The sequence below is a fragment of the Pseudomonas sp. SDO5532_S415 genome, from assembly GCF_054071155.1.
This window is the reverse complement of sequence record NZ_JBSVWS010000143.1, coordinates 1-16,109: the sequence shown is the minus strand read 5'-3', so window position 1 is coordinate 16,109 and position 16,109 is coordinate 1. Positions and strand designations below refer to the sequence as shown.

General features: G+C 60.9%; 15 protein-coding genes. 5 read left to right on the top strand and 10 right to left on the bottom strand.

Annotated features, from left to right (window positions below; genetic code table 11):
• Positions 1-285 precede the first annotated feature (285 nt).
• The 7 genes from ACW9HW_RS23545 to ACW9HW_RS23515 form a co-directional block, all read right to left on the bottom strand.
• Positions 286-1,296: a YeiH family protein gene (locus ACW9HW_RS23545; RefSeq protein WP_095194270.1), complete on the bottom strand. Its 1,011-nt coding sequence runs from the start codon at positions 1,294-1,296 to the stop codon at positions 286-288.
• On the bottom strand, positions 1,293-1,619 hold the full coding sequence (locus tag ACW9HW_RS23540; protein ID WP_457401899.1) for a Rieske (2Fe-2S) protein: 327 nt from the start codon (positions 1,617-1,619) through the stop codon (positions 1,293-1,295). The genes ACW9HW_RS23545 and ACW9HW_RS23540 overlap by 4 nt, the downstream gene beginning before the upstream one ends.
• Positions 1,616-2,278, bottom strand: a complete 663-nt coding sequence (locus ACW9HW_RS23535) for a DsbA family oxidoreductase (RefSeq protein WP_457401898.1) — start codon at positions 2,276-2,278, stop codon at positions 1,616-1,618. Before ACW9HW_RS23535 ends, ACW9HW_RS23540 begins: the two co-directional genes overlap by 4 nt.
• A complete protein-coding gene (locus tag ACW9HW_RS23530) occupies positions 2,275-3,603 on the bottom strand; it encodes an MFS transporter (protein ID WP_457401897.1) in 1,329 nt (442 codons plus the stop codon). The genes ACW9HW_RS23535 and ACW9HW_RS23530 overlap by 4 nt, the downstream gene beginning before the upstream one ends.
• A gap of 90 nt (positions 3,604-3,693) precedes the next feature.
• Complete coding sequence (locus ACW9HW_RS23525; protein WP_095194266.1) at positions 3,694-4,746, bottom strand: BKACE family enzyme; 1,053 nt, start codon at positions 4,744-4,746, stop codon at positions 3,694-3,696.
• Between the two features lie 86 nt (positions 4,747-4,832).
• Positions 4,833-5,681, bottom strand: coding sequence for a TauD/TfdA dioxygenase family protein (locus ACW9HW_RS23520; protein ID WP_095194265.1), 849 nt, complete (start codon positions 5,679-5,681; stop codon positions 4,833-4,835).
• Positions 5,682-5,695: 14 nt separating this feature from the next.
• On the bottom strand, positions 5,696-6,676 hold the full coding sequence (locus ACW9HW_RS23515) for a quinone oxidoreductase family protein (RefSeq protein WP_095194264.1): 981 nt from the start codon (positions 6,674-6,676) through the stop codon (positions 5,696-5,698).
• A 253-nt stretch (positions 6,677-6,929) separates the two neighbouring features.
• Between ACW9HW_RS23515 and pdxR the strand changes: the two genes are divergently transcribed.
• The 3 genes from pdxR to ACW9HW_RS23500 all read left to right on the top strand — a co-directional run bounded on the left by pdxR (position 6,930) and on the right by ACW9HW_RS23500 (position 10,910).
• Complete coding sequence (gene pdxR, locus ACW9HW_RS23510; protein ID WP_095194263.1) at positions 6,930-8,429, top strand: MocR-like pyridoxine biosynthesis transcription factor PdxR; 1,500 nt, start codon at positions 6,930-6,932, stop codon at positions 8,427-8,429.
• A 122-nt stretch (positions 8,430-8,551) separates the two neighbouring features.
• Complete coding sequence (locus ACW9HW_RS23505) at positions 8,552-9,610, top strand: sugar phosphate isomerase/epimerase family protein (protein WP_457401896.1); 1,059 nt, start codon at positions 8,552-8,554, stop codon at positions 9,608-9,610.
• 34 nt (positions 9,611-9,644) lie between these two features.
• On the top strand, positions 9,645-10,910 hold the full coding sequence (locus ACW9HW_RS23500; protein ID WP_457401895.1) for an MFS transporter: 1,266 nt from the start codon (positions 9,645-9,647) through the stop codon (positions 10,908-10,910).
• A 60-nt stretch (positions 10,911-10,970) separates the two neighbouring features.
• Here the strand turns inward: ACW9HW_RS23500 and ACW9HW_RS23495 are convergent, their stop codons facing one another.
• Complete coding sequence (locus ACW9HW_RS23495) at positions 10,971-11,915, bottom strand: DMT family transporter (RefSeq protein WP_095194260.1); 945 nt, start codon at positions 11,913-11,915, stop codon at positions 10,971-10,973.
• A 133-nt stretch (positions 11,916-12,048) separates the two neighbouring features.
• Between ACW9HW_RS23495 and ACW9HW_RS23490 the strand changes: the two genes are divergently transcribed.
• Positions 12,049-12,930, top strand: a complete 882-nt coding sequence (locus ACW9HW_RS23490) for a LysR family transcriptional regulator (RefSeq protein WP_457401894.1) — start codon at positions 12,049-12,051, stop codon at positions 12,928-12,930.
• Here the strand turns inward: ACW9HW_RS23490 and ACW9HW_RS23485 are convergent.
• Entirely contained in the window at positions 12,908-13,372 is a 465-nt protein-coding gene (locus ACW9HW_RS23485; protein ID WP_095194258.1) for a MaoC family dehydratase, read from the bottom strand. The two genes, ACW9HW_RS23490 and ACW9HW_RS23485, sit on opposite strands and share 23 nt — an antisense overlap.
• 72 nt (positions 13,373-13,444) lie before the next feature.
• On the bottom strand, positions 13,445-14,521 hold the full coding sequence (locus ACW9HW_RS23480) for an AI-2E family transporter (RefSeq protein WP_457401893.1): 1,077 nt from the start codon (positions 14,519-14,521) through the stop codon (positions 13,445-13,447).
• 177 nt (positions 14,522-14,698) lie between these two features.
• Here ACW9HW_RS23480 and ACW9HW_RS23475 point away from each other — a divergent pair, with 177 nt between their 5' ends.
• Positions 14,699-16,033 carry an OprD family porin gene (locus ACW9HW_RS23475; RefSeq protein WP_457401892.1) on the top strand — a complete coding sequence of 445 codons (1,335 nt, stop codon included), beginning with the start codon at positions 14,699-14,701 and terminating at the stop codon, positions 16,031-16,033.
• Positions 16,034-16,109: the final 76 nt, after the last annotated feature.

Below are 16,109 nucleotides of genomic sequence, written 5' to 3'. Positions count from 1 at the left end.
GCTTATCTTTTTTTTGGCGTTTGAAAAAAAAGTAAGTCGCCGTAAGGGCGAAACCGCCAGCCGCCGTTACCGAAGAAACGGATATGTACACCATCCAAAACCCCGGTCGCCTGAAACATAGCCTTCGCGAGCAGGCTCGCTCCCACAGGGGGTCATCGGGAGCCAAAAAAAAACGGCGACCGCTGGTACGGTCACCGCAAAAAAACCGGTGTTTTTAACGCCGGTGGAGTGCCGCACTGCGCCGGAGTGAGCGCAATGCAGCGCCGCGAGTAAAACGGTACGGAGTTACATCCCCCAGTGCAGCAACAGCAGCACAAGAACCACGAGGAATACGGTTTCCCCGACCATCAGCAGGATCGGCTTGATGCCCACTGCCGCCAGTTCCTTGAGCTGGGTTTTCATGCCCAGGGCGCTGATGGACACCACCAGGCACCAGCGTGACAGTTCATTGACCGAGCCCTGCACCACAGGGGCCACCCAGCCGGTGCTGTTGAGGCAGGCCAGCAGCAAAAAGCCGACCGCAAACCACGGCAGCAGCGGCGGCCGTTTGCCGGTGGGATCGGCGCCCTGCATACGCGTGACCATCGCGGCACAAACGATCACCGGCAGCAGCATCGCGACCCGCATCAGCTTGACCACCGTGGCCGTGTCGCCGGTCTCGGTCGACAGGCTGTATCCGGCGCCGACCACCTGGGCGACATCATGGATGGTCGCCCCCAGGAATACCCCGGCCACCTGGGGCGACAACGACAGCCAGTTGGCAATCATCGGGTACAGGATCATCGCCAGGGTCGACAGCGCCGAGACCCCGATCACCGTGAACAAGGTGGCGCGTTCCTTCTGCGGGTGGTTCGGCAAGGCCGCGGCCAGCGCCAATGCCGCCGAGGCACCGCAGATCGCGGTGGCGCCACCGGTGAGCATGCCGAACAGTCGCTGGAAGCCCAGCGCCTTGGCCGCCACCACCGAAACGCCGATGGTCACCACCACCAGAATCACCACCAGCGCAAAGGGTTTCCAGCCCAGTGCGGCGATCTGTTCGAGGGTGATGCGCATGCCCAGCAGCGCTACGCCGATGCGTAATACGGTGCGTGCGGTGAACTCGATGCCGGCCTTGCAGGTGCCTTCGCCGGCGAGGAAGTTCAGCGCCATGCCGAGCAACAGGGCAAACAACATGACCGGCGCACCGTAGTGCTCCGACAGAAAGGTCGCCGCCGCCGCGACAATCAGGCTGACGATGAACCCCGGCGCCAGTTCGCGCGTACGGCTGTGGATGCGGGTCAGAGCGATGGCGCTCATGGCGCGGCCTCCTCGGTGACGATGACAATGAATGCCTGGCCGTCGACTACCTCGACCGGGTAGTTGGCGACCTTGAGCTTGTTGGAGTTGAGCAAGTAGCCACTGGCCAGATCGAAACGCAGGCCATGGGCACAGCATTGAATCACCCGACCGTCGAGGCGACCGCCACACAACGAGGCGCCCTGGTGCGGGCAACCGTCATCGATGGCGAACAACTCACCGTCGATGTTGAACAGCGCGATGCTCTTGTCATCGAATTCGAAGAGCGCACGGCCCCCGACCTGCGGGAGTTTTCCGGCAGGCACATGGACTCGCAGGTTCATGAGGGTTGTCGCTCGCCGGCCCGTTCGAGCAAGGCTTCGTACATGACGCCAAACAGCGCTTCGGGGGGCTGTGCGCCCACCACCGTCACGCGCCGGTCAAACTGGAAACAGGGCACGCCGCCGACAGCCCCGGGGTTGCCGACAAAAGGCTCGCCGTTGCCGTACAGACAGTCAGCCACGAAGCCGGCCTCAAAACCGCACGACTGGGCGATGGCGATCAACGTCTCGCGGTTGCCCAGATCCTCGCCGTGATGGAAATACGCGGCGAACAGACGATCGAGCAAGGCATCGCGCTGCCTGGAATTACCCAGCACGCTGACCCGCTCCAGCAGGCGATGGGCATCGGCGGTGTTGGGCATCGTGGCAATGCGCCTGAAATCGATGGCCTCCCCCACCGCCAGCGCGGCCTGTTGTACTTGGGATTGGCGCAACTGCACCTTTTCAGCACTGCCCAGACGCTTGCGGTAAAACGCGTCGAAGGGTTCACCTTGTACCGACAGTTGTGGCAACAGCTGCACGCCGTGCCATACCGTGGTGAATTCCACCTCCGGTTGTCGGGCGCGCAACAGTTCCTGCGCGCGCTCCAGTTGGCGCTTGCCGATCAGGCACCAGGGACAGATAAAATCGAAGAACACATCAATACGCAGACGACCACTCACAACTTCACCTCTAACACGGATTCGCCCACCGACTCGGACACCCGCTCACCCCTGAGCCGGGCGATGTCCCGGTGGTAATGACACTTGGCATAAAAGAACACCGCCGCGGCCGCGAGGCTGACCAGCGGCACAAACTGGAAGGCAGCCTGCAAGCCGATCAGGTCCGACACCTTGCCGGTGATGAACGGCCCCGGCGCCAGGCCGAGCATGTTGTTGGCCAGGGTCAGCGTGGCGAACGCGGTGCCATGGACCGAGTAGTGGGTCAGATTGGCAACCATTGCCCCGGCGGGCCCGGTGGTGCCAGCGGCGATCAGCATCCCCAGGCAGATCAGCGCCAGTTGCGCGGGGCCTGCCGGCAGGGCGAACGCCGCCGACAGCAACAGGCAACTGCCCAGGCAGAACGCGATGGCCAGGGCGACCTTGCGCTGGGGCGAGTGACGACACAGACGGTCGCTGAGCATGCCGCACAGAATCATCCCGGCACCGCTGCACAGCACGATGACCGCCGCCATGCCGCCGGCTTTGTCCGTGCCCATCTGGTAGTAACGGTTCAGGTAACTGGGCATCCACACAATCACGGTGCCGGCGACGAACAGCTGCAGGCCGCTGCCAACGTAGGTGGCGATCACCGAGCGACTGGAAAACAGCGTGCGCAACGGCTGACTGACCTTGGCCGCAGCCTTGTTCAGTGCCTGTGCAGCGCGTTGCGGAGCAATGCGTGCTTCCTTGACGATGAGCGGATACAGCACCGCCAGCAGCAGGCCGAACAGCGCCATGCCGGCGAACGACCAGCGCCAGCCCAGCTTCGCGGCGATAGCCCCGCCCAGGGCCATGCCCAGCACCGAGCCGAACATGCCGCCGGCCATGAAGGCACTGGCCAGGGTGGCGCGCATGTGCTTGGGAAAGACTGAAATCACCACCGCGATGCCGACGCTGCCGTAGGCCGCTTCGCCGACGCCCACCATGAACCGGGCGATGAACATCTGCTGGTAGTCCTGCGCCAGTGCGCAGCCCAGCGTTGCAAGGCTCCACAACAGCGCCATCAACGCCAGGCTCTTGACCCGGCCGAAACGGTCGGCCAACAGCGACAGCGGAAACGTCAGCAGCCCGACCATCAAGGCCACGATGCCACTGAGCAGGCCGAGCTGGCCGTCGCTCAGTGCCCATTCGCCCTTGAGCATCGGGAACACCGCGTTCAGCACCTGGCGCGACATGTAATCGGAAATCAACAGGCCGAACGTCAGGGCAAAGACGATCCAGGCGTATTGGCGCGAAACGCTGACGGTACCGTCGTCATCGTCGGCGGCGATTGGGTGAAAGGCCATGCAGCCTCCTCGAAACTTTGTTTTTGTTGTTATCGAGCGTGATGCGGTGCAGCGAGCGAGAGGCCATCGACCTCCCGCCCCGGCTGTCGGTCAGCCGCGCTGCGGCACACCTTTTTGCCCGGCCTTGCGGTTGGGCGACATACCGTTGGCCAGCAGGGTTTCTTCGATGCTCTGATACTGCACACCGATCCGGTAGATCTCCCGGGCCTCTTTGCCGGAGGCAATTTCGCGCCCCAGTTCGTGGGCGACCCGCACGGTTTGTTCGATCTGCTGCACCGAGCTGAAGCGCTTGCCCTTGTGATCAATGATAGTGTCTTCAATGCCCACGCGCGGGTGCATGCCCATGGCCAGCGCCATGGTGTTGAACGGCAGCACGTTCTTGAGCAGCGATTCCGCGGTCAGGGTGCAGCCGTCCGGTGCGCGATGGATGAAGTTGAAGAAGTTGAACGGGTTCGGGCCATCGAAACCACCGCCGATGCCAATCCAGGTCAGGTTCAACGGCCCCATGTACAGGCCCTTGCGCACCATGCGCTCCAGGGTTTCCATGGCGTGCATGCCGGTCAGCTGGAAATGCGGCTGAATGCCATTGTCCATCAGGCGCTTGAGGTGCTCGGTGACCCACGCCGGCCCGGCCGGTACGGTCATCTCGCTGTAGGCCGCCTGATAGGCCGGATTGGCCAGGGAGGTGCCTTCCAGGTACTCCGGATAGAGCAACTCCATGATGTTCATCTGGGTGGTGTTGATCGCCACCGTGACCTGATCCGGTTTTGGCGTCAGCTCGGCCAGCATGTGACGGGTATCGTCGGACAACCATTTGGCCGCCTCGCCATCGCTTTCCGGGGCGAAGGAAATCGAACCGCCGACCTGGATGATCATGTCCGGCACGGCTTCACGCACACCGGCGATCAGCTCGTTGAACTTGGACAGGCGCTTGGAACCCTTGCCATCCAGTTCACGTACGTGCAGGTGCAGGACGGTTGCACCGGCTTCGTAGCAATCGACCGCCTTCTGCACCTGCTCATCCATGGTCAGCGGAATGTCTTCAGGAAAGTCTTCCGGCATCCATTCAGGGCCGTACGGGGCCACGGTGATGACCACCTTTTCCATGTTTTCCGGGTGTAGGGAATCGTCGAAGAATTGCATGAGTTACTCCTGTTCTTATGGTTTTCCGCCCAGCCGGGAGCCTGCCCGGTGGGCGCAGTTACGAGTGCGAATGCAGAGGTGGTCGATCAGTACGTCTTGTCGCCGATAATCCCGGCGCGCTCCATCTTGCGATGACACGACGGGTAATCCATGACGGCGTAGTGCTGGGTGCTGCGGTTGTCCCAGATGGCGATGCTGTTGGGCTTCCACCGCCAGCGCACCTGGTACTCGGGAATGTAGGCCTGGCTGATCAGGTAGCGCAGCAACTCACTGGCGCCCGGGTTCGCGTCCTGGCCAAAGCGCACACGCTCGGGGGTGTGGTAGTTGCTGAAGTGGGTGGTGAAGGCGTTGACGAACAGTACCTTCTCGCCGGTTTCCGGGTGCGTGCGCACCACCGGGTGTTCGGCATCCGGGTACATGGCCTTGAGTGCCAGGCGCTTTTCGATCGGCATCGCCGCGCCGAAGCTCGCCTCAATGCTGTGCCGGGCGCGCAGATCAGCGATCTTCGCCTTCACGTCTTCAGGCAAATGTTCATAGGCTTCAACCATGTTCGCCCACATGGTGTCGCCGCCGACCGGTGGGCATTCCACGCAGCGCAGCACGCACCCCATCGGCGGCGCCTCGCGCCAGGTGGCGTCGGTGTGCCAGGCGTTTTCGTAGCGGTCCATCGGCTGGTCCGGCTTCTTGTAGATTTGCACCAGGCCGGGATGATCCGGGTCGCTGCCGGCCACCGGATGGTCCTCCAGCTCGCCGAAGCGCCGGGCAAACGCCACGTGCTCGGCGCGACTGATGTCCTGGTCGCGCAGGAACACCACGCGATGGGTGAGCAACTGCGCACGTATCTCGGCAAACAGACCATCGTCATGAATGGCATCGGCCAGGTTGACGCCGATCAGTTCCGCGCCGATGTGGCAGGTCAATTGTTCGACTTTCACGGCAGGCTGCTCCCTTAAATGACGAAAATCGACGAGCCGGTGGTCTTGCGCGATTCCAGGTCACGATGGGCCTGCACGGCATCCTGCAAAGCATAGTGCTGGTTGATCTCGATCTTGATCCGGCCGCTGCCGACGTGATCGAACAACTCGCCGGCCAATGCGGCTTTTTCCGCAGGATCGGCGATGTAGTCGGCCAGTGCCGGGCGAGTCAGGAACAGCGAGCCTTTCATCGCCAGCATCACCGGATCAAAGGCCGGGATCGGGCCGGAGGCCGTACCCACGCAGACCATCAGGCCACGACGCTTCAGCGAATCCAGGGAACCGGCGAAGGTGTTCTTGCCGACGCTGTCGAACACCACGTTGACACCGACGCCGTCCGTCAATTCGCGAACACGCTGGGCGACGTCTTCATGGCTGTAGTTGATGACATGGTCGCAACCGTGCGCCCGGGCGATGTCGCCCTTGACCTCGGTGGACACGGTGCCGATGACCGTCAGGCCCAGCAGCTTGGCCCATTGCGACACGATCAGGCCGACGCCACCGGCGGCGGCATGCAGCAAAATGCTGTCCCCGGCCTTGAAATCGTAGATACGTCGCATCAGGTACGAGGACGTCAGGCCACGCATGGTCATGGCCGCGGCGGTTTCGAAACCGATGGTTTCCGGCAGCTTGATCAACGGCGCGGCCGGGATCAGGCGCTCGGTGCTGTAGGCGCCCAGCGTATTGAGAAACCCCGTGTAGGTAACGCGATCGCCCACTTGCACATTGGTCACACCGTCCCCGACGGCCTGAACCACGCCAGCGGCTTCGACACCCATGCCGTTGGCCAGCGGAATCGCGTAGGTGCCATTGCGAAAGTAGGTGTCGGCATAATTCAGGCCGACCGCTACGTGACGCAGCCGAACCTGACCGGGTCCGGGATCGCCCACCTCGACGTCTTCATAGCGTAGGACTTCGGGACCACCGGTTTCGTAGAAGCGGACGGCTTTGGCCATGTTTTCTTATTCTCCAGTCTGCAATATGGGCGTGCTGCATCGAATTGCGCTGACTGGACTGTAGGTCCAATGGCTGGCTGATCGCTTCTCATATGACGACAACGACTTTTCATTTCATGACAGCGGATCGAACGGTGTGCCCGGGATCGGCGCCAGCGATGGATGACTTATCCGACGCCTGTCGCTACCCTTGCGCACCTCGGTGCCTGACAGTGTTCGAGGCCGAATCACCTTTCATCCAGACGAGCATGTCATGAAATCCCCTGCAGGTTTGCTGCTGTCGGGTATCGAGCTGGACCGCTCCAGTTCCATTCCCCTGTACCGTCAACTGTATTTGCAGATTCGCAAACAGATTCTCGGTGGAAAGCTTCAGGCCGGCGTGCGTCTGCCGTCGACCCGCACCCTGAGCCAGGAACTTGATCTATCAAGGATCACTATCCTCAATGCGTTCGATCAGCTGATTGCCGAAGGTTTTCTCGCTTCACGCACCGGTGCGGGCACCTACGTCGGCAGCGAGTGGGACAGCAATGACAGGGCCGACGCTGATCAGCAACGCGAGCCGCCGCGCCTGTCCGATCTGAGCCAGTCCATGCTGTCGCTGCGCAGCAACCATTTTCGCGGCATTTCCTATGCCGATTGGGATCCGGCGAGCCCGACCTCGTTCCTGCCCAGCCACAGCACGTATGACGCCTTTCCCCAGCAGGTCTGGAAACGGTTGATGAACCGTCATTTGCACAAGCCGACCAAGGCCATGCTCGGCTATGGCGAACTGCAGGGCTTGAGGGAACTGCGCGAGGCGATTGCCGAATACGTGTTTGACGCCCGTGGCATCGAGTGCACGTCCGCGCAGGTGGTGATCGTTTCCGGCGCCCAGCAAGCCTTCAATCTGCTGTCCATGCTCCTGCTCAACCCCCAAGACAGCGTGTGGATGGAGGATCCCGGGCATATCGCCGCGCGTATCGCTTTCCAGGCCCATGGTTGCCAGTTGGTGCCGCTACCTATCGACGAGCAGGGGATCGATATCCGGCAAGGTCTTGCGCAATGCCCTGAGGCACGCCTGGTCTTTACAACACCGTCGCGCCAGCACCCGTTGGGAATCACCATGAGCCATGGGCGGCGACTGGAGCTGATCGATTGGGCTGCGCGTCATCAGAGCTGGATCATCGAGGACGATTGCGACAGTGAGTTGCGCTACGGCAGCCGCCCCCTGCCCGCGCTGCATGCCATGGATCACTGGAACCGTGTGATCTACGTCGGGACTTTCAGCAAAGTGCTCTACCCGTCTCTACGGCTGGGTTACGTCATTTTACCGCCAGCGTTGGTCGAACCGTTTTGCACCATACGCGCGGTCATGGATCGCAGTCCGCCCACGCTGCTCCAGGCCGTCACCGCCGACTTCATGCGCGAAGGTCATTTCCTCGGCCACATCCGCCGGTTGCGTGCCCTCTACCAGGCTCGCCAGGCAACACTGGTGGAAAAGTTCCAGCACCGCCTGGGAGGTTTTTTCAATATCACTCCGGTGGAAGCCGGCATGCACGTGATCGCCTGGCTGCCCCCCGAAGTCAATGGTGACACCCTCGCCAAGGACCTGGCACGGCACAACATTCACACCTACCCCTTGAGCGATTATTGCCTGGCGCATGAGTTGCCACCCGCACTGCTGATCGGGTTTGCCGGCACGCCCGAGCACCTGGCCGAAGAACGGGTCGAAGCACTTGCCCAGGCGTTGAGCGAGCTGGGGTATATCGCCTGAACCGCCTGGTGACGAGGAAAGTGGTCTTATCATTTAAATAGTAATGGATCTATCGAGAGTTCCTGGCCGGCGCGATAAAGGCTGCGCCGGCAGACCCGGCGTCTGAACCAGGAACGACTCCAATGAACAATAAGATCCAGGACCGATTCAATGCCCTGCTCAGCCACAAGGCTGCCAAGGCCGGGGCACCTCCCACACTGAGCGAAGCGCTGGCCCGCCAGTTACTCGACCGACTCGGGCAACTGCGTCTGTTTGCCCATGCCTATCCCCTGCTGACCAACCTCACCCATGGCCTTGTCACCCCCGGCGACCTTCTGGACTTCGCCTATCGCCATGAGTTGCAAGGCCTGAGCCTGCACCTGCTCGACGGTGAAGAAAACAGCCTGAGCCAGATGACCGCCACGCAACTTCAGGCCTTTGCCGAAAAAGCCGATGCGCTGGGCCTGGATGTACATCTGGAGATCAGCAGCACACGCAAACACGATGTCGATCAGGTGATCGCCATCGCCAGGGCGTTGGGGACCCGCAATATACGCGTTTACTCACGCTACGAAGGCGCGCTTTCCCGGGTCATGGACATGATCGAATCTGACCTGCACTACCTCGCGCAGCAGGCTGACGAGCATGACCTGTACTTCGACTTCGAGCAGCACGAAGAACTCAAGAGCGCAGAAATCGCACAACTGCTGAACCACCTCAACCACCCTCGGCTGCATGCCCTGTTCGACTTCGGCAACATGATCAATGCCTGCGAACAACCGATACAGGCGTTACGGAGCCTGGCACCGCACATACGCCAGGTGCATCTGAAGGGGGTGCGTATCGTTCCCGAGCAAAACGGCTTCGGCCATTACGGCGTGCTGCAGGGGAGTGCCGAAGACGACCTGCCGAATGCACGCATGTTGTTCGAACTGCTCATGCTCGGCGACTCATCCCCGCAAGTCATCGCGTTCATCCTCGAGCAGGAAAACCATTACGTCGCCCCGGCATTCCGCCAGATCGACGAAACCGCCGACCCGTTTATCGCGTACCGGGAGATGAGTGAAACGGCGTTGCCTGCCGGGTTCTCGCTGGAGCGGATGCTGGCCGACGAACACCGCTGGGCGAACAACCAGATCGCCTATGTACGCGGTTTGCTGGCCGAGTTCCGAACGCTGGCCGAGTTGACCCTGGCCAAGTGACACGCGCTTTTACCCATTCGTCTGGAGAATAAAAATGACAACGCACGACAAAGCCAAATGGCTCAGATTCCTGATTCTCATCCTCGGGGGCGGCACCATCTACAAACTGGCGAACCTCAAGGACGCCTTCTATGTGCCCATGCAAGAGTTCATGGGGTTGACCCACACGCAAATCGGATTGTTGCTCAGCGCCAATGCCATCATTGCCACCGCGCTCTTTGTCGTCGGCGGCATGCTTGCCGACCGTTTCGATACACGCAAACTGATTCCCGTCGGCCTGCTCGGTACCGGCAGCCTGGGGCTCTACCTGGCCAGCTTTCCGTCCTTCAGCAATCTATTGATCGTGTTCAGCCTGCTGGCTGTCTGCGCCGACTGCATCTTTTGGCCGTCACTGCTCAAGGCCATCCGCAACCTGGGTGACGACAAGGAACAAGGCCGGTTGTTCGGTCTGCTGGAAGGCGGGCGTGGCGTGATCGATACCCTGGTCGCCTTCTCTGCATTGGGTGTCTTCATTGCCATGGGCTCGGGTGCGGCGGGTTTGAAGTCCGCGATCCTGTTCTACTCGGTCATCGACATTCTTGCTGGAGTCCTGACCTGGTTCCTGCTCAAGGGCAATAGCGAACAGACGATTGCCAAGCCGAGAAACGGTCTGGGGAATCTTCTGGAGGCGGTCAAGGTACCGGGTATCTGGCTGGTGAGTCTCAACGTGTTCATGGTCTATATCGTGTATTGCGGTTTGACTTATTTCATTCCCTACCTCAAGGAGGTGTATGGACTGCCGGTGGCACTGGTGGGCGCCTACGGCATCATCAATCAGTACTTCCTCAAGATTCTCGGTGGCCCCGCCGGTGGCTTCATCGCGGACAAGCGGTTCAAGAGCACCAGCCGTTACCTGAAGTGGGCATTCATGGCGTTGCTGCCGTTGATGGGCGTGATCATGCTGATCCCGAAAAGCCCGACTTTCATCTACGCGGGCATGGCGGCCACCCTCTCCTTCGCCTTGATTGTCTTTTCCATGCGCGGCGTGTTCTGGGCCCCCATGGGCGAAGTCGGCATTCCCAAGCACATCACCGGCTCGGCCTTCGGTATCGGATGCCTGATCGGTTACGCGCCGGGCATGTTCGCCTACGTGATCTATGGCGCTATCCTCGATCACTTCCCGGGTCAACAGGGTTACAACTATGTGTTCGGCTTGATGAGCCTGCTGGCCATTCTCGGGTTCATGGTCTCCAGCCTGCTGTATCGGGCCGTCCTGAACAAACCGGGCGCCCCTGAAGGCGTAGCCGTACCGCAAACCTGAGCCTCCTCGATACGAGCGGTAAGAGGCCGGCAACAGGCCTCTTCTGGCTACTGGCTCCGGTCATGCCGCACTGTTGCGGCATTGACTGGCTACGACCACTGGCGGTTTGACCCCACCCAGCACCAACCCCGAAGCAAACAACACCCCGAGGATCACACCGCCCGCCCCCAACAGTTGCCAGACATTCGGCCACACGCCCATGACCGATGACACCAACATGGTGAATACCGGCGCCAGGTTGAAGAAAATCGAGGTCCGGGCGGCGCCGATGGCATGGATTCCTTTGAACCACAGCAAATAGGCCACCACTGACCCGCCGATCGCCAGGTACACAACGGCTTCATGCACGGCAAGCGATGCTTGCCGGATGCTGGCGATCGGGTCTTCAAAAAGGAAGCCCAGTACGATCAGGCCAAGCACACCGAACAACATGGAGAAACTGGTGGTTTCCAATGGCGTCGCGTCTTTGACGAACCGCCGGGTGCCGACCATGTTCGCCGCCCAGGCCATGCTGCCGGCCAGGATCATCGCGTCACCGCTGACCACCTTAAGCCCCAGCAATACCTGGATATCGCCACGGGTAATCACCAGGCCGACACCGAGCAAACCCAAGGCCAGGCCGATGGCACGGCCGCGATCGATCCGTTCGCCTTCCAGCAGCACGGCAAGGATCATGGTCCACAGCGGCGTGGTCGCCAGGATCAGCGCGCCGTTGATAGGCGTGGTGGTTTGCAGGCCGAAAAACGTTGCGACACTGAACCCGGTAAATCCGAGCAGCCCCAGACCGATGAACGCCAGCAGGTTGTTCTGCAGCACACTGAACCGTAGCTTGCCCACCAGGCCGAAGATCAGCAGCAATAACAGGGTCGAGATGGAGAAGCGCTCAATGGATGCGCTCAGCGGTGCCATGCTCTTGATGATGTAGGCCCCGGCGTTGAAGTTGGTGCCCCAGAAAAACGTGGCACCCAGGATGCCGGCATAGGCCAGCGGGGTTGCTTTGCTCATGGTTGTTTCCTCGCCAATCGCTCGACAAACTGCCGATCGTTCGCACCTGCACTTCAGGCGCCGGACTATTCTTGCAAGCCTGGCGATGGGGAAAAATTCCCTGTTTGTTCACCTTATCTGTGAGAAAACGCCCATGTTCGATTGGGAGGATTTGCGCTATTTCATTGTTTTCGCCCAGGAGCGATCGCTCTCGGCGGCGGCGCGAAAGCTGAATGTCGACCACGCCACGGTAGCGCGGCGTATCAGTGCGCTGGAAAGCTCGCTGACCGTGAAACTGGTGGACCGACGCCCGCGCTCGTATGTACTCACGGTGGATGGCGAGCGCATCGCCCAGTCGGGACAGCGCATGGAAAGCGAGTCGTTCGCAGTGCAGCGCACCGCGCAAACCGGCCAGGAAAGCCATGCCGGCGAAGTCACCGTCAGCGCTCCGCCGGCCATGGCCTGTGCGTTGATCGCACCGCGTATCAAGCTGTTGCGCGAGCAATACCCGCTATTGTCGTTGCAGTTGATTGGCAGCCTGGGCAGTGCCTCTTTGTCGCGTCGTGAAGCCGATATCGCCGTGCGTCTGAGCCGGCCCAAGGAACCGGACCTGGTGGTGCGCAAGGTCGCCACGGTGTCGTTCGCGCTGTATGGCTCGCAGGATTACCTGGCCAACACAGCCCCGCAGGATCGGGTGTTCATTGCCTACGACGAGAGTCTCGATCAAAGTCCGCAGCAGGTCTGGCTCAAGGAACAGGCGGGAGATCGACCGATCCTTCTACGCAGCAATGATCTGAATATCCAGGCCAATTTCGTCCAGGCCGGTGCCGGTATCGCGGCCCTGCCCGGTTTTCTCGGCGCGCGTTACGGCCTGCAAGCTGTTGAGGCCGAGGGACCGCGACTGGAGCGTGACGTGTGGTTGCTCGTGCACAATGATATCCGGCACATCCCGTCCGTCCAGGCGGTGATGAGTTTCCTGGTGTCGTGCTTCGAGCGAATCAACCAATGGCCGCTCAATCCGGTGCCGGTTCCCTGAACACCAGCAGTCTGCCGGTGGCCCGCTGAACCGTTTTGCCATGCTGATTGCGGGTTTCCATCAACATGGTCACCACGCCCCGGTCGGTCTTGGTGGCGGACGGTTCGATGGCTTTCACGGTCGTCGTCAGCCGCAATTCGTCCTCCGCATGGGTTGGGTGCGGCCAGTTCAGTTCGATGCCCAGGCCGATGATGCCGTCGGCCAGCGGCACACTGTCGACCAGGAGTTTCATGGTCAACGCCGCGGTGTTCCAGCCGCTGGCCGCCAGCCCGCCGAACAGGCTCATGCGGCCGGCCTCGTCATCAAGATGAAAAGGTTGTGGATCGAACTGTTGGGCAAACGCCAGCATCGCGTTTCGGTCGACGCGAAGGGTGTCGCTTTCAAACACCTGCCCCAGTTGCAGGTCATCGAGGTAGAGCTTTTCCCAGGCATGAACGGTCATGATTCAACCCTCTGCAAGTGCCACCCGTGCGGCAGTTCATGATACTGCGCAAACCGGGGTTATGGACCTTCCCTACTCTTGTGGCCGAACCTCCACCCACTGCCAGAACAGTTGGTAGCCGACCGCCAGCACCACCGGGCCGATGAACAGACCGATGATACCGCTGGTGACCATGCCGCCCAGCGCGCCGATCAACACCACCGGCATCGGTACGTCGACCCCGCGCCCCAGCAGCAACGGTTTGAGCACGTTGTCCACCAGCCCGGCGACAAAAACGTAGATCGCAAACACGATAGTCACCGTACTGGCGCCCTCGGTGGCAAACACATAGGCAATCACTGGTAGCGTGATCAATGTCACCGGCAATTGCATGATGCCCAGCAACAGCACCGCCAGCGCCAGCAGCCCGGCGCCGGGTATGCCCTTGAATACAAATCCCACGCCCACCAGCAGCATCTGGATGAATGCGATACCGACCACGCCAAGCGCCACGGCGCGGATCGTGGCGGTGCAGAGCGCGGCGATTTTCGGCCCCCTGTCCGGGCCACTGACCCGCGAGGCGATCTGTACCGACGCACGGCTGCCGGCTTCGCCGTAGGCCATGAAGATCCCGGCGATGATCAGGGCGAAGATGAAGGTCAGAAAACCCATCCCGACACCGGCCAGTTTGCCCAGCAGCGTCAGGCTTACACCTTTGATTTGCGGGATGTATTTCTCGGTCAATCCGGGCAGATCGGTGGAGGCCTGCAACCAGATGGCCGACAGCGGCTTGCCGATCAGCGGCCAGCCGGCAACGGACTCGGACGGCGGGGGAATTTGCAAGCCTTCGTTCTTGACGACCGTCATGGCCTGTTCCACCGAGTCGGCAATCGAGGTGCCCAACAGGTAGATCGGCACCATGAGGATCACGATGGATACCAGCACGATCAAGGTGGCAATCCGCCCTTCCTTATGCCCCAGCGGCCCCATGAGCTTTTTCTGCAACGGGTAGAGCGTGATGGCCAGGATCAGCGACCACAGCATCAAGTCGCGGAACGGACTGAAAATTTCAAAGCAGAACAGCACCAGAACCAAAATCAACCCGGCGCGGATCAGGACATCGAGCAACCCGCGGGACAAGGCCTTCTCTGAGAGCGGACTGGGCACCATTGATATCTCCTGGCAGTTCACTGCGAAGATGGGGAGTCGGTTTGCCCAGCATAGACGCTCAACCGGCACTGCGTTTTTCTTGAACAGCGTCGCAACTCAGCACACCGGCTCAATATTCGTGCGTCAATTCAAGTCACGATGCTTTGCTCCAGGAAACAACCGCGACTGGCTTGGCTCATGACGTTTTTCTCACACGATTGCGCTGCCCGACTGACTCTATGGCTACCACTGTTATTCGCCAGTTGGGGCGTCATGGCCGATGAGCCGGCGCAGAACGCCCAAGGCTTTCTGGACGGTGCATCACTTGACGTGCTCAGTCGAAATTTTTACCTCAACAGCGACTACCGCTCTCCTTCACCCTCGGGCAAAAGCTATCGGCAGGAGTGGGCACAAGGCTTTATCGGCACATTCCAGTCAGGATTCACGCCCGGCACGATTGGCGTAGGGCTCGATGCCCATGCCTTTTTGGGTTTGAAACTCGATGGCGGCAAAGGTCACTCCGGCACAGGGCTGTTGCCGGTCGACAGTGACGGGCGCAGTGAACCCAATTACTCCAGCGCTGGCGGTGCCCTGAAAATCAACGCGTCGAGAACCACGCTGGCCTATGGTGAGAAGCTGGTGGAAACCCCGGTGTTCGACACCGCGGACAAGCGACTGCAACCGGAATATGCCACGGGGTTTGTGTTGAACAGTCGAGAAATCGATGGTTTGAATCTTCAGGCCGGGCACTTCACGGCCTTCAAGAATCAGGACAGTTCATCGTCCAAGGGCGATTTTTTCGGTTATGGCGCCAATACCGAAGCGGGCGGTATTTCGTTCCTGGGCGCCGACCTGTTCACCCAGCGCCCCATCGGCGGTGCGTTGTATGCCTCGGAACTGACCGACACCTGGCACCAGTACTACGGCAATCTGCACTGGAAGCAAAACCCATGGTTCCTCGATGCCAACCTCTATCACACGCGGGACACCGGCCAAGCGCTGGCGGGCGCCATCGACAACACCGCGTTCAGCCTGTCAGGCAGGTACACCGTCGACGCGCAGGCTTTTACCCTGGCCTGGCAAAAAATCAATGGTGACACACCCTTCGACTTTGTCGGTGGCGACTCGATCTACCTGGCCAACTCGATCAAATACGCCGACTTCAACGGTGCGGGTGAGCGCTCATGGCAGGTACGTTACGACCTCGACCTGGGCACGTTTGGCCTCCCCGGCCTGAAGTTCATGACGCGTTATGTCAGGGGCAGCGGGATCGACGGCACCCACGCACCCAAGGGCGGCGCCTACAACCCGTTCGATGCGTCAGCCGGTGAGTTCGTACCGCAACAAGGCGCTGACGGACGTCATTGGGAGCGTGACATTGACCTGCACTACATCGTGCAGTCCGGAGCGGCCAAGGGCTTGTCCCTGCAGGTGTCCCATGTGTCACATCGTGCCAACGCGGCCCAGGCCGGCGATGACATTGACAGGATCTACGTCGTCATCCAGTACCCGCTGGGCTTCGGGCCTTTCTAACCAGAAATCGGGGGTACAGCCGCAAAAGCCAGGTCGGCTGTCAGGCCGCCTTCGCGAGCAGGCTCGCTCCCACAGG

What these genes read in the sequence shown, in the direction of transcription:
- ACW9HW_RS23525 (WP_095194266.1), bottom strand. Translation starts at nt 4,746, where the DNA reads ATGCAATTCTTCGACGATTCCCTACACCCGGAAAACATGGAAAAGGTG.
- ACW9HW_RS23530 (WP_457401897.1), bottom strand. Translation starts at nt 3,603, where the DNA reads ATGGCCTTTCACCCAATCGCCGCCGACGATGACGACGGTACCGTCAGC.
- ACW9HW_RS23505 (WP_457401896.1), top strand. Translation starts at nt 8,552, where the DNA reads ATGAACAATAAGATCCAGGACCGATTCAATGCCCTGCTCAGCCACAAG.
- ACW9HW_RS23495 (WP_095194260.1), bottom strand. Translation starts at nt 11,915, where the DNA reads ATGAGCAAAGCAACCCCGCTGGCCTATGCCGGCATCCTGGGTGCCACG.
- ACW9HW_RS23475 (WP_457401892.1), top strand. Translation starts at nt 14,699, where the DNA reads ATGACGTTTTTCTCACACGATTGCGCTGCCCGACTGACTCTATGGCTA.
- ACW9HW_RS23540 (WP_457401899.1), bottom strand. Translation starts at nt 1,619, where the DNA reads ATGAACCTGCGAGTCCATGTGCCTGCCGGAAAACTCCCGCAGGTCGGG.
- ACW9HW_RS23485 (WP_095194258.1), bottom strand. Translation starts at nt 13,372, where the DNA reads ATGACCGTTCATGCCTGGGAAAAGCTCTACCTCGATGACCTGCAACTG.
- ACW9HW_RS23500 (WP_457401895.1), top strand. Translation starts at nt 9,645, where the DNA reads ATGACAACGCACGACAAAGCCAAATGGCTCAGATTCCTGATTCTCATC.
- ACW9HW_RS23480 (WP_457401893.1), bottom strand. Translation starts at nt 14,521, where the DNA reads ATGGTGCCCAGTCCGCTCTCAGAGAAGGCCTTGTCCCGCGGGTTGCTC.
- ACW9HW_RS23515 (WP_095194264.1), bottom strand. Translation starts at nt 6,676, where the DNA reads ATGGCCAAAGCCGTCCGCTTCTACGAAACCGGTGGTCCCGAAGTCCTA.
- ACW9HW_RS23490 (WP_457401894.1), top strand. Translation starts at nt 12,049, where the DNA reads ATGTTCGATTGGGAGGATTTGCGCTATTTCATTGTTTTCGCCCAGGAG.
- ACW9HW_RS23545 (WP_095194270.1), bottom strand. Translation starts at nt 1,296, where the DNA reads ATGAGCGCCATCGCTCTGACCCGCATCCACAGCCGTACGCGCGAACTG.
- pdxR (WP_095194263.1), top strand. Translation starts at nt 6,930, where the DNA reads ATGAAATCCCCTGCAGGTTTGCTGCTGTCGGGTATCGAGCTGGACCGC.